The organism is Streptomyces sp. NPDC050617, from assembly GCF_040654795.1.
Lineage (GTDB): Bacteria > Actinomycetota > Actinomycetes > Streptomycetales > Streptomycetaceae > Streptomyces.
The window spans coordinates 1-11,668 of record NZ_JBFAIS010000024.1 but is presented as its reverse complement, the minus strand read 5'-3'; the positions used below and the strand labels follow the sequence as shown (position 1 = coordinate 11,668).

General features: G+C 69.0%; 10 protein-coding genes and 2 tRNA genes. 7 read left to right on the top strand and 5 right to left on the bottom strand.

Going from position 1 to position 11,668, the window contains the following annotated elements; translation table 11 throughout:
• The first annotated feature begins 172 nt into the window (after window positions 1-172).
• Entirely contained in the window at window positions 173-367 is a 195-nt protein-coding gene (locus tag AB0I49_RS27545; protein WP_363229796.1) for a hypothetical protein, read from the top strand.
• Window positions 368-385: 18 nt separating this feature from the next.
• On the opposite strand, the gene AB0I49_RS27540 is transcribed toward AB0I49_RS27545, so the two are convergent.
• Both AB0I49_RS27540 and AB0I49_RS27535 read right to left on the bottom strand, forming a co-directional pair.
• Window positions 386-751, bottom strand: a complete 366-nt coding sequence (locus AB0I49_RS27540; RefSeq protein WP_363229795.1) for an arsenate reductase family protein — start codon at window positions 749-751, stop codon at window positions 386-388.
• A 223-nt stretch (window positions 752-974) separates the two neighbouring features.
• Window positions 975-1,048: transfer RNA gene (locus tag AB0I49_RS27535), tRNA-Gly, on the bottom strand.
• Between the two features lie 183 nt (window positions 1,049-1,231).
• On the opposite strand from AB0I49_RS27535, the gene AB0I49_RS27530 reads away from it, so the two are divergent.
• The 5 genes from AB0I49_RS27530 to clpX all read left to right on the top strand — a co-directional run bounded on the left by AB0I49_RS27530 (window position 1,232) and on the right by clpX (window position 5,921).
• A tRNA-Pro gene (locus tag AB0I49_RS27530) sits at window positions 1,232-1,308 on the top strand.
• A 149-nt stretch (window positions 1,309-1,457) separates the two neighbouring features.
• Window positions 1,458-2,867, top strand: coding sequence for a trigger factor (gene tig, locus AB0I49_RS27525; protein WP_363229794.1), 1,410 nt, complete (start codon window positions 1,458-1,460; stop codon window positions 2,865-2,867).
• 293 nt (window positions 2,868-3,160) lie between these two features.
• Window positions 3,161-3,778, top strand: a complete 618-nt coding sequence (locus tag AB0I49_RS27520) for an ATP-dependent Clp protease proteolytic subunit (protein WP_363229793.1) — start codon at window positions 3,161-3,163, stop codon at window positions 3,776-3,778.
• Window positions 3,779-3,827: 49 nt separating this feature from the next.
• Complete coding sequence (locus AB0I49_RS27515; protein WP_363229792.1) at window positions 3,828-4,496, top strand: ATP-dependent Clp protease proteolytic subunit; 669 nt, start codon at window positions 3,828-3,830, stop codon at window positions 4,494-4,496.
• A gap of 138 nt (window positions 4,497-4,634) precedes the next feature.
• Window positions 4,635-5,921 (top strand): ATP-dependent Clp protease ATP-binding subunit ClpX, encoded by a 1,287-nt coding sequence (gene clpX, locus AB0I49_RS27510; protein ID WP_363131806.1) that lies wholly within the window; start codon window positions 4,635-4,637, stop codon window positions 5,919-5,921.
• Between the two features lie 78 nt (window positions 5,922-5,999).
• On the opposite strand, the gene AB0I49_RS27505 is transcribed toward clpX, so the two are convergent.
• Genes AB0I49_RS27505 through AB0I49_RS27495 form a run of 3 tightly spaced genes read right to left on the bottom strand, consistent with a single transcriptional unit; the run spans window position 6,000 to window position 8,822 of the window.
• Window positions 6,000-6,887, bottom strand: a complete 888-nt coding sequence (locus AB0I49_RS27505) for a hypothetical protein (protein ID WP_363229791.1) — start codon at window positions 6,885-6,887, stop codon at window positions 6,000-6,002.
• Between the two features lie 30 nt (window positions 6,888-6,917).
• Window positions 6,918-7,955 (bottom strand): hypothetical protein, encoded by a 1,038-nt coding sequence (locus AB0I49_RS27500; protein WP_363229790.1) that lies wholly within the window; start codon window positions 7,953-7,955, stop codon window positions 6,918-6,920.
• A 39-nt stretch (window positions 7,956-7,994) separates the two neighbouring features.
• Entirely contained in the window at window positions 7,995-8,822 is an 828-nt protein-coding gene (locus AB0I49_RS27495) for a hypothetical protein (protein ID WP_363229789.1), read from the bottom strand.
• A gap of 121 nt (window positions 8,823-8,943) precedes the next feature.
• Between AB0I49_RS27495 and AB0I49_RS27490 the strand changes: the two genes are divergently transcribed.
• Window positions 8,944-11,668, top strand: a 2,725-nt coding sequence (locus AB0I49_RS27490; RefSeq protein ID WP_363229788.1) for a valine--tRNA ligase, incomplete at its 3' end; no start/stop codon positions are given.

Genomic DNA, 11,668 nt, shown 5'->3' with positions numbered 1-11,668 from the left:
TACGGCCCATGGGTTCGCGCCATCCGGAACCGCGACACGCGGATGGCCGACCTTCCGTCACCCGACTCCAACGGCGGGCAAGTTGGTGGCACCATGGTTGCCGCGGGGGCTGTGCGGGGCAGTATGTCTCCCGGGCCGGCGTGACGGATTCCGACCGAGGGTGTGATCAGTTGTGGCCATTTCGCTATCTGTGGTGCTTCTGTTGGCAATTGTCCTGGTAGTGCTCATGCGTGGGGGCTCCCTCAAGGCCGGGCCGGCGATCGTCGCGATGCTCTTCGGCTTCTTCCTCGCCTCCACGGGGATGGCGCCGTCGATACAGAAGTTCCTCAACTCCATCGCCGAGACCGTCAACGGCATCAAGTTCTGACCAGCCGCCCCGCCGCCCTTACGGCTGCCGGGAGAGCACGTCCCTTACGGTCTCCGCGTCCCGCGCCACGGCCGCGCTGCCGTCGTCCGCGGTGATGATGGGCCGCTGGATCAGCTTCGGGTGCGCGGCCAGCGCCTCGATCCACCGGTCGCGCCGATCCGCCTCGCGCGGCCAGTCGGCGAGCCCCAGCTCCTTCGCGGCCGCCTCCTGCGTGCGCGTGATGTCCCACGGCTCCAGCCCGAGCCGCCCCAGTACCTCCCGCAGCTCCGCCGCGCTCGGCGGGTCCTCCAGATAGCGGCGCACGGTGTAGTCCGCGCCTTCCTCGTCGAGCAGCCGCACCGCCGAACGGCACTTCGAGCACGCGGGATTGAGCCAGATCTCCATACAGCCACCCTAATGAGGCGCGCCGCGGGCCCCGGCGATTCACGCCACCCGCACACCGCCCGGCCACGGCGTGCCGACCCCTCTTCTCCTCGTTGCCCGGAAACCCGCCCGCAAACCTGACCGCAAATCTGTCCGCGACCTGTCCGCGGCCTGTTCGCGCACGAGCCGCGAAACGACTCCGGCCCGGACCGCGAACGCATCGCGGACCGGGCCGGGGATCGAATGGAGCGGGCGACGGGAATCGAACCCGCGTAGCCAGTTTGGAAGACTGGGGCTCTACCATTGAGCTACGCCCGCGAGCGCCGCCGAACCCTCCGGGGAGGCCGGTCCCGAAAGACCGTGCGGCACGCAGTGCATCCTAGCGGGTCCGGAGCCCGCCTCGCACACGCCCCCGCGCACGGGGCGACGCGTGCCGCGGACCCCGCGCGAATAAGCGGCGTCCGACGCCCCCGCGGGCATGTACCCTACGTGTCGCACCGACGGGGTGTGGCGCAGCTTGGTAGCGCGTCCGCTTTGGGAGCGGAAGGTCGTCGGTTCGAATCCGGCCACCCCGACCAGCAAGATCACATTATGGGCGCCCAGGCGCTTGCGGTTACTATGCAAGCTGCGCGTCCGTGTGTCTCTATCCCGGGCGCGATCAGCTGAACCCAGCAGAATCGCTGAACCTCAGCAGAACCCCAGAAGTCAGCCCCAAGGAGACCGAACCGTGAAGAGCGCCGTGGAGACCCTGAACCCGACTCGGGTTCGGCTCACTGTCGAGGTGCCCTTCGAGGAGCTCAAGGACAGCCTCGACGCGGCGTACAAGAAGATCAACCAGCAGGTCACGGTGAAGGGCTTCCGTCAGGGCAAGATCCCGGCCCGCGTCATCGACCAGCGGTTCGGCCGCGGTGCGGTGCTGGAGGAGGCCGTCAACGACGCCCTCCCGAAGTTCTACACCGAGGCGGTCAACGAGGGTGAGCTCAACCCCCTCGGCCAGCCGGAGGTCGACATCACCGAGCTGAAGGACGGCGAGCTGCTGGCCTTCACCGCCGAGGTGGACATCCGCCCGGCCATCGAGATCCCGGACTACTCCGGCATCGAGGTCACCGTCGACGCCGTCGAGGTCTCGGACGACGACGTCGACAAGTCGGTCGAGCAGCTCCGCGAGCGCTTCGCCACGACCTCCCCGGTCGAGCGCGCCGCCGCCGAGGGCGACATCGTCGTGGTGGACCTGGAGGCCAAGGTCGACGGCGAGGTGCTGGAGGACGGCGTCGCGCAGGGCGTCGACTACACCATCGGCTCCGGCCAGCTGCTGGACGGCATCGACGAGGCCGTCACGGGCCTTGAGGCCGGCGGCTCCGCGACCTTCACCTCCGAGCTCAAGGGCGGCAGCGCCGAGGGCAAGGAGGCCGAGGTCAAGGTCGACGTCACCGCCGTCAAGTCCCGCGAACTGCCCGCGCTGGACGACGACTTCGCCCAGCTGGCGAGCGAGTTCGACACGCTGGAGGAGCTGCGCGCCGACAGCCGCAAGCGCCTTGAGCAGATGAAGAAGTACGACCAGGCCACCCAGGCCCAGGAGAAGGTCCTGGACGAGCTGCTCGGGCTCGCCGAGGTGCCGATCCCCGAGAAGCTGCTCGCGGACGAGATCGAGACCCGCAAGCACAACCTCGTGAACCACCAGCTCGGCCAGATGGGCCTCGACCTCGCCAAGTACCTGGAGATCCAGGGCAAGACCGAGGAAGAGTTCGACGCCGAGACCAAGGAGCAGGCCGAGAAGGGCATCAAGACCCAGTTCATCCTGGACGAGCTCGTCAACAAGGAGAAGCTGTCGGTCGGCCAGGAGGAGCTCACCGAGCACCTGATGCGCCGTGCGCAGTCCTCCGGCATGAGCCCCGACCAGTTCGCCCAGGCCGTCGTCGAGGGCGGCCAGGTGCCGATGCTCGTCGGCGAGGTCGCCCGCGGCAAGGCCCTCGCGGTCGTCGTCGAGGCCGCCACGGTCAAGGACAGCAACGGCGAGACCGTGGACCTGGACGACGAGGACGAGACGGCCGAAACCGTCGAAGGCACCGAAGGTGCTGACGCCGCCGACGAGGCCGCGGAGACCGACGCCCCGGCCGAGGCCAAGTCCGAGGGCTGAGCCCCGCTGGCCCACAGCTCGTACGTACGGGTCCGGACGTGTTCGCGCGTTCGGGCCCGTACGTATAGGGCGGGGCGGAACGGCCCCGTGAGGGCTCTGGAACCTGCGCTCAGAGCGAACAGTTCCTGATGCGGGATGGCCGCCGCCGACCAGCGCGTTAGGGTCCGTAGATACGCGGGCAGGGGAGTCCACGGAAGCGCGGCGCGGAGCACCGAACGGCCGGCCCGACCCCCGCCCGAGAAGAAGAGACGCTGAGACGGCACGCGGCCGTCGAACAACGAGCAGGTGGATACGTGACGAATCTGATGCCTTCCGCCGCCGCCGGCGAGCCGAGCTTCGGTGGCCTCGGCGACCAGGTCTACAACCGACTGCTCGGGGAACGGATCATCTTCCTCGGCCAGCCGGTCGACGACGACATCGCCAACAAGATCACGGCGCAGCTGCTCCTCCTTGCCGCGGACCCGGACAAGGACATCTTCCTCTACATCAACAGTCCGGGCGGTTCGATCTCGGCCGGCATGGCGATCTACGACACCATGCAGTACATCAAGAACGACGTGGTCACCATCGCCATGGGCCTCGCCGCCTCGATGGGCCAGTTCCTGCTCAGCGCCGGCACGCCGGGCAAGCGGTTCGCGCTGCCCAACGCCGAGATCCTGATCCACCAGCCCTCCGCGGGCCTCGCGGGCTCCGCCTCGGACATCAAGATCCACGCCGAGCGGCTGCTGCACACCAAGAAGCGGATGGCGGAGCTCACCGCCCTCCACACCGGCCAGACCGTCGAGCAGGTCACGCGCGACTCCGACCGCGACCGCTGGTTCTCCGCCGAGGAGGCCAAGGAGTACGGCCTGATCGACGGCGTCTACCAGGCCGCGGCGAACATTCCGGGCGGGGGCGGCACCGGGGCCTGAGCACCCGGACGCCTGACAGCCGACCTCCAGCCCACCGAACGCCACCAGGATGGTGAACACGCAGATGAACAGCAACCCCGGCAGCGGCCTGTACACCGGCCCCGCGGCGGAGTCCCGCTATATCGTTCCGCGCTTCGTGGAGCGCACCTCGCAGGGCGTGCGCGAGTACGACCCGTACGCGAAGCTCTTCGAGGAGCGGGTGATCTTCCTCGGCGTCCAGATCGACGACGCCTCCGCCAACGACGTCATGGCGCAGCTGCTGTGCCTGGAGTCGATGGACCCGGACCGCGACATCTCGATCTACATCAACTCGCCCGGCGGCTCGTTCACCGCGCTGACCGCCATCTACGACACGATGCAGTTCGTGAAGCCGGACATCCAGACGGTCTGCATGGGCCAGGCGGCGTCCGCCGCGGCCGTGCTGCTCGCCGCGGGCACGCCGGGCAAGCGGATGGCGCTGCCCAACGCCCGTATCCTGATCCACCAGCCGTACAGCGAGACCGGCCGCGGCCAGGTCTCCGACCTGGAGATCGCGGCCAACGAAATCCTGCGGATGCGTGCGCAGCTGGAGGATCTGCTGGCCAAGCACTCGACGACGCCGATCGAGAAGATCCGCGACGACATCGAGCGCGACAAGATCCTCACGGCCGAGGAGTGCCTCGCGTACGGTCTGGTCGACCAGATCGTCTCGACCCGGAAGAGTTCCGTTTCCGTTTGATCGCTGTGCCGCTGGTATCCCCCTTGGACCGAGTCGGTCCAAGGGGGGCCCGCACGGGGGGCCCGGCAAGGTACCGTCGATAGGCAAGCACCCGGGTCCGCAGAACAGGGCGGATCCCAGGCGAAGGGGAAGCACCTCGTGGCACGCATTGGTGACGGCGGCGACCTGCTCAAGTGCTCGTTCTGCGGAAAGAGCCAGAAGCAGGTGAAGAAGCTCATCGCGGGTCCTGGTGTGTACATCTGCGACGAGTGCATCGACCTCTGCAACGAGATCATCGAGGAAGAGCTCGCTGAGACCTCCGAGGTGCGGTGGGAGGAGCTCCCCAAACCGCGCGAGATCTACGAGTTCCTCGAGGGTTACGTCGTCGGCCAGGAGCCGGCGAAGAAGGCACTGTCAGTCGCGGTCTACAACCACTACAAGCGGGTTCAGGCGGGCGAGAACGCGGGCAACCGGGACGACGGCATCGAGCTGTCGAAGTCCAACATCCTGCTGCTCGGACCCACCGGCTCCGGCAAGACCCTGCTCGCACAGACGCTGGCCCGGATGCTCAACGTCCCGTTCGCGATCGCCGACGCGACCGCGCTCACGGAGGCCGGCTATGTCGGCGAGGACGTCGAGAACATCCTGCTCAAGCTGATCCAGGCCGCCGACTACGACGTCAAGAAGGCCGAGACCGGCATCATCTACATCGACGAGATCGACAAGGTCGCCCGCAAGAGCGAGAACCCGTCGATCACCCGCGATGTCTCCGGCGAGGGCGTCCAGCAGGCCCTGCTGAAGATCCTGGAGGGCACCACCGCCTCGGTTCCGCCTCAGGGCGGCCGCAAGCACCCGCACCAGGAATTCATCCAGATCGACACCACGAACGTGCTCTTCATCGTGGGCGGCGCGTTCGCCGGTCTGGAGAAGATCATCGAGTCGCGGGCGGGCGCCAAGGGCATCGGCTTCGGCGCCACCATCCGCTCGAAGCGCGAGATCGAGGCCAGCGACCAGTTCCAGGAGGTCATGCCGGAGGACCTGGTGAAGTTCGGGATGATCCCCGAGTTCATCGGCCGGCTGCCGGTCATCACCTCCGTGCACAACCTCGACCGCGAGGCGCTGCTCCAGATTCTCGTCGAGCCGCGTAACGCCCTCATCAAGCAGTATCAACGGCTGTTCGAACTCGACGGTGTGGAGCTGGAGTTCGACCGGCCCGCGCTGGAGGCCATCGCCGACCAGGCGATCCTGCGCGGCACCGGCGCGCGCGGGCTGCGCGCCATCATGGAGGAGGTCCTCCAGTCGGTGATGTACGAGGTGCCGTCCCGCAAGGACGTGGCCCGCGTCGTCATCACCGAAGAGGTCGTGCACTCCAACGTGAACCCCACGCTGGTGCCCCGCGAGCCGCGCATCATCGGCAAGGACGAGCGCCACGAGAAGAGCGCGTAGCGCGCGCCGCCTGCCAGTACAGCCGAAAGGGGCGCCCGGTCCGACGGACCGGGCGCCCCTTCGTCATGCGCCGTCGCGTCAGGCGGGCTTGCGAGTGTCCTTGTAGATGCTCGCGGTGGTCTTCGCGAACGCCTTGAGGTCCACGGAGTCCTCGCTGACGTTCTTGGTATCGACCGACAGGACCATCGCCGCGTTCGACTTCTCGGCCCATACGCAGGCCGGGGCGTAGACCCGGCTCTGGATCTTGACGACCTCGCACTCGACGGTCGGGCCGTCCGAGCCGTTCGGGGTGAACTTCTGGCGATCCTGCACCACGGTCGTGCCCATCATCCCGCCCTCGAAGCCCTTGAACATTCCGTCCTTGACCTTCTCGGGGCTGCCGATGGTGCCGTACGCGCCGGAGAACGACAGCGAGGCCGTGGGGTTGTCGGCGGGCTTGTAGCTGCCGAGGACGGAGGTGGCGCCCTTGGGCATGCTGTCCTGAACGCTCCTGCCCTGCGCCTTGAGCGCATCGGTGTCGGCGTTCAGCTTGTACGCGCCGCCGTCCAGCGTCTGCGGGGTGACGAGCTTCATCGCCTGACCGCCGCCGCTGTCATCGCCGCCCATCAGCAGGACGGCCGCGGCCACGCCGCCGCCGACGACCACCACGGCGCCGATCGCGACCATGGCGATCAGCTTGTTCTTGTTGCGCGGCGGAGGCGGCGGCGGGAACGGCGGCTGCCCGTACTGCGGCTGGCCGCCGTACGGGGGCTGTCCGTACGGGGGCTGCTGCCCGTAAGGCTGCTGCTGGGGCGGCTGACCGTACGGGCCCGGCTGCTGCTGCGGCGGGTAGCCGTAACCCGGCTGCGGCGGCTGCTGCGCGTAGGGGTTGGGCTGCTGAGGGGGCTGCTGGCCGCCCCCGTACGGATTGGGCTGCCCACCTCCGTACGGTCCGGGCTGCTGCGGCGGCGGCTGGTTGAAGCTCATCTGATTCCCCCTCAGGGCTGGTGTCGGCTGCTAGCTGATCTCGGCGCGGGCGTCCGTGCGGAACGTGGCGGCGAGTTCGGCGACGTCTTCGAGCGGCTTGCCGCCGCTCAGGCCGCTCACCTGATCGGCGAGGATGACCTCGCCGATCGTGCTGGAGTCCGCCCAGACGCAGATCGGGAGCGACACCGTCTTCGTGCTCCCGGTCTTGGTGAGCTTGTACGCCTGGCACTTCATGACAGCATCGTCGGCGCCGTTCGGGGTGAACTTCTCGGGGCTGCCCTGCGGCGTGAACTTCACCGAGGTGGAGCCCTTCGTGTTCTTCTCCTCCAGGGCGAAGGTGTAGTCGACGGCGGCCTCCGGGTTGCTGATCTGCCCGTACTGGCCGTTGAACGACACCTTCTCCGAGCCGCGCTGGTACTCGGCGGCCACCGGATGGCTGTCGGTCATTCCCGGTATCCGGTTCTTCTGCGCCTCGCGCTGCGCCGGAGGCATGTCGCTCTCGTCCTTGCCGGCGCCCTCCCGCTCGTAGCCGCCGGCGACCGTCGCCGGGGTCGTCAGCTTGTACTGCTTGCCGCTGTCCGAGCCGAGCCCCTTGGAGCCGGAGCCGGAGCCAGAGCTCGGGCCGGCGCTGGAGCTGCTGCCCTTGTCGCCGCCCTTGCCCTTCGCCTCGCTGCCGCCCTTGTCGTCGTCACCGCCGTTGAGCAGGACGATGCCCCCGACGATGGCCGCCACCACGACGACCGCGCCGACGGCCAGGGCTATCGCCTTGCCCTTGTTCCGGCCGCCGCCCGGAGGCTGCTGGTACGGGCCCGGCATGCCCGGAGGGCCGTACGGGGGCTGCTGCCCGTACTGCGGCTGGCCGTATGGCTGCTGCGGCGGCTGGCCGTAGGGCCCCGGCTGCTGCTGCGGCGGGGGCGGCGGCGTCGCGCCGTTCTGCGGCGGGTAGCCGTAACCCGGCTGCTGCGCGTAGGGGTTGGGCTGCTGAGGGGGCTGCTGGCCGCCCCCGTACGGATTGGGCTGCCCGCCCCCGTGCGGTCCGGGCTGCGGCGGCGGCTGGTTGAAGCTCATCTGATTCCCCGTGTGGATCGACTGGATTGGCGCAGGTGGTTAGGTGATTTCGGCGCGGACGTCGGAGCGGACCTTGGCGCTGAGCGCGCCGACGGTCTCAAGAGGGACCTCGCCGAGCATGGACGCGGTGTGCGAGTGGACCAGGATGCCCACGGTGGTGTGGTCGGCCCAGACACAGTTGGGCATGGACATGCCCTTGCGTCCCGCCGCCTCGTCCTTGCCCGACGTGTACGTGACGTTCTGGCACTTCAGGACGGCGTCGTCGTCGAGACCAGGGACGGAGAGGCGCGTCGGGCTGCCCTTCCACTCCGACTTCACGCTCTTGTCCGACGCGGTGTTTTTGCCCCCGGCGGACGCCATGGAGGCGAAGTACCGGTCCACCGTCTTCTCGGGGTCTGCCACATCCCCGTAGACGCCGGTGAACTTGAGCCATTTGCTGCCGAGGTTCTCGCCGCCCTTGTAGCTGGCGCCGACGCCCTGCGCCTTCGACACGCCCAGCTTCTCGAAGACCGAGAGGAAGGCGGCGCCGGGCGCGTTCTCGTTCTCGCTGCCCGACTCCTTCTTGAGGCCGTCGGCCACGGTCTCCGGCGTCGTCAGCCGGTACCGCTTGCCCTCGTACTTCGCGGGCTCGCCCTTCTTCGCCTCGTCCTTCGCCTCGTCCTTCTTCTTTCCGCTGTCCGCCGTGGCGCTCGCGGAGTCCTCGGCCTTGTCGTCTCCGCTGTTCAGCAGGACGATGCCGCCGACGATCGCCGCGACCACGACGACCGCGCCGGCTGCCAGTGCGACCGTCCGGCCCTTCCTGCCGCTGCCGGCAGGCTGCTGCTCGGGGCCCGACTGGTCGGACGGTCTCGGCTGGGTGCTGCTCATCGTTGTTCTCACTTCGTGCACGTGACAGATGAGCCTCATCCTCCCCGACGGCTTACACGGCCTTTACCGCGGGGCAGTAACTGGTTCGTAACGGCGCACCGGCGGCCCGTAGAATTGCCCCGTGACCGACAACACTCAGCAGCGCCCCGACAGCGGGCCGAACAGCACCCCTGAACTGCCGACCCAGTACGCGCCGGCCGATGTAGAGGGGAAGCTGTACGAGCGCTGGGTAGAACGCGGTTACTTCGAGGCGGACGCGAAGAGCGACAAGCCGCCGTACACGGTCGTCATCCCGCCGCCCAACGTCACCGGCTCCCTCCACCTCGGCCACGCCTTCGAGCACACGCTGATCGACGCCCTCACCCGCCGCAAGCGCATGCAGGGCTTCGAGACGCTGTGGCAGCCCGGCATGGACCACGCCGGCATCGCCACGCAGAACGTCGTGGAGCGCGAGCTGGCCAAGGAGGGCAAGTCCCGCCACGACCTCGGGCGCGAGGCGTTCGTCGAGCGCGTCTGGCAGTGGAAGAACGAGTCCGGCGGCCAGATCTCCGGCCAGATGAAGCGGCTCGGCGACGGCGTCGCCTGGTCCCGCGAGCGCTTCACGATGGACGACGGCCTCTCCACGGCCGTCCAGACCATCTTCAAGCGGCTCTACGACGACGAGCTGATCTACCGCGCCGAGCGCATCATCAACTGGTGCCCCCGCTGCCTGACCGCGATCTCCGACATCGAGGTCGAGTACCAGGACGACGACGGCGAGCTGGTCTCCATCCGCTACGGCGAGGGCGAGAACGCCATCGTCGTCGCGACGACCCGCGCCGAGACGATGCTCGGCGACACCGCCGTCGCCGTCCACCCCGACGACGACCGCTACCGCCACCTGGTCGGCACGGAGATCGAGCTGCCGCTGACCGGCCGCCGCATCCCGATCGTCGCCGACGAGCACGTCGACCCGGAGTTCGGCACGGGCGCCGTGAAGGTCACCCCGGCCCACGACCCGAACGACTTCGAGATCGGCCGCCGCCACGACCTGCCGAACCTCGCCGTCCTCGACGAGCGCGGCGTGATCACCGCCGCCGGTCCGTTCGAGGGGCTGGACCGCTTCGAGGCCCGCAGCGCCATCGTCGGCGCGCTGCGCGCCGAGGGCCGGATCGTCGCGGAGAAGCGCCCGTACACCCACTCGGTCGGCCACTGCTCGCGGTGCAAGACGACCATCGAGCCGCGGCTGTCCATGCAGTGGTGGGTCAAGGTCGGCCCGCTCGCGGAGGCCGCGAGCAGGTCCGTCCGCGACGGCGAGGTGACGATCCACCCGCAGGAGATGGAGTCCCGCTACTTCGGCTGGGTCGACAACCTCCACGACTGGTGCATCTCCCGGCAGCTCTGGTGGGGCCACCGCATCCCCGTCTGGTACGGGCCGAACGGCGAGATGGTCTGCGTCGGCCCCGGCGAGGAGCCGCCGTCCGGCGAGGGCTGGCACCAGGAGACGGACGTCCTGGACACCTGGTTCTCCTCCGGGCTGTGGCCGTTCTCCACGCTCGGCTGGCCCGAGAAGACCGAGAGCGTCGAGAAGTTCTATCCGAACTCGGTCCTGGTCACCGGCTACGACATCCTGTTCTTCTGGGTCGTGCGGATGATGATGTTTGGGCTGTACGCGATGGACGGCACCCCGCCGTTCCGCGCCATCGTGCTGCACGGAATGGTCCGCGATGAGCGCGGCAAGAAGATGTCGAAGTCCTTCGGCAACGCGGTGAACCCGCTGGACTGGATGGACAAGTACGGCTCCGACGCCGTCCGCTTCACGCTGGCCCGCGGCGCCAACCCCGGCACGGACGTGCCGATCGGCGAGGACTGGGTCCAGGGGTCCCGGAACTTCGCCAACAAGATCTGGAACGCCACGCGCTTCGCGCTGATGAACGGCGCGACCGTCGAGGGCGACCTGCCGCCCGTCGAGCAGCTGTCGGCGCCGGACCGGTGGATCCTCTCCCGGCTGGGCACCGTCGTCGCCGAGGTGGACGCCTACTACGACGACTACCAGTTCGCGAAGCTCTCGGACTCCCTCTTCCACTTCGCGTGGGACGAGGTCTTCGACTGGTACGTCGAGATGTCCAAGACCACCTTCCAGGCGGGCGGCCCGGCGGCCGACGTCTCGCGGCGCGTGCTGGGCGAGGTGCTGGACGTCACGCTGCGGCTGCTGCACCCGATCGTCCCGTTCGTCACCGAGTCGCTGTGGACCGCGCTGACCGGGCGCGAGTCGATCGTCGTCGCCGAGTGGCCCGCCGACTCCGGCTTCCGGGACGCGGCGGCCGAGCGGGAGATCGAGCTCGTCCAGCAGGTCGTCACGGAGGTCCGCCGGTTCCGCGCCGACCAGGGCCTCCAGCCGGGCCAGAAGGTCCCGGCCCAACTGGAGCTGGCGGGGACGGCGCTGGTCGCGCACGAGGCGGCGATGCGTTCGCTGCTGCGCCTCCAGCCCGCGGGCGAGGGCTTCGCCGCCACCGCCTCCCTGCCGGTGGCCGGCGCGAGCGTGGCCCTGGACCTGTCCGGCACGATCGACGTCGAGGCGGAGCGCAAGCGGCTGACGAAGGACCTCGCGGCGGCGGAGAAGGAGAAGGCGCAGGCCACGGGGAAGCTCGGCAACGAGGCGTTCCTGGCCAAGGCGCCCGACCAGGTCGTCGAGAAGATCCGTACGCGGCTGGCCAAGGCGGACGCGGACATCGAGCGGATCTCCGCGCAGCTGGCGGGTCTGCCGAAGGGCCCGTCCGCCACGGCCTCGTCCACCTCTACGGAGGTCACGTTCCGCTCTCCGGCGCGGTGGGCCATGAGCGCCGCCGTCCACCCCGAGCCGGTAC

Excerpts from the sequence above, each read along its gene's own strand:
- AB0I49_RS27505 (WP_363229791.1), bottom strand. The coding sequence starts at position 6,887 with ATGAGCTTCAACCAGCCGCCGCCGCAGCAGCCCGGACCGTACGGAGGT.
- AB0I49_RS27495 (WP_363229789.1), bottom strand. The coding sequence starts at position 8,822 with ATGAGCAGCACCCAGCCGAGACCGTCCGACCAGTCGGGCCCCGAGCAG.
- AB0I49_RS27500 (WP_363229790.1), bottom strand. The coding sequence starts at position 7,955 with ATGAGCTTCAACCAGCCGCCGCCGCAGCCCGGACCGCACGGGGGCGGG.
- AB0I49_RS27540 (WP_363229795.1), bottom strand. The coding sequence starts at position 751 with ATGGAGATCTGGCTCAATCCCGCGTGCTCGAAGTGCCGTTCGGCGGTG.
- AB0I49_RS27515 (WP_363229792.1), top strand. The coding sequence starts at position 3,828 with ATGGTGAACACGCAGATGAACAGCAACCCCGGCAGCGGCCTGTACACC.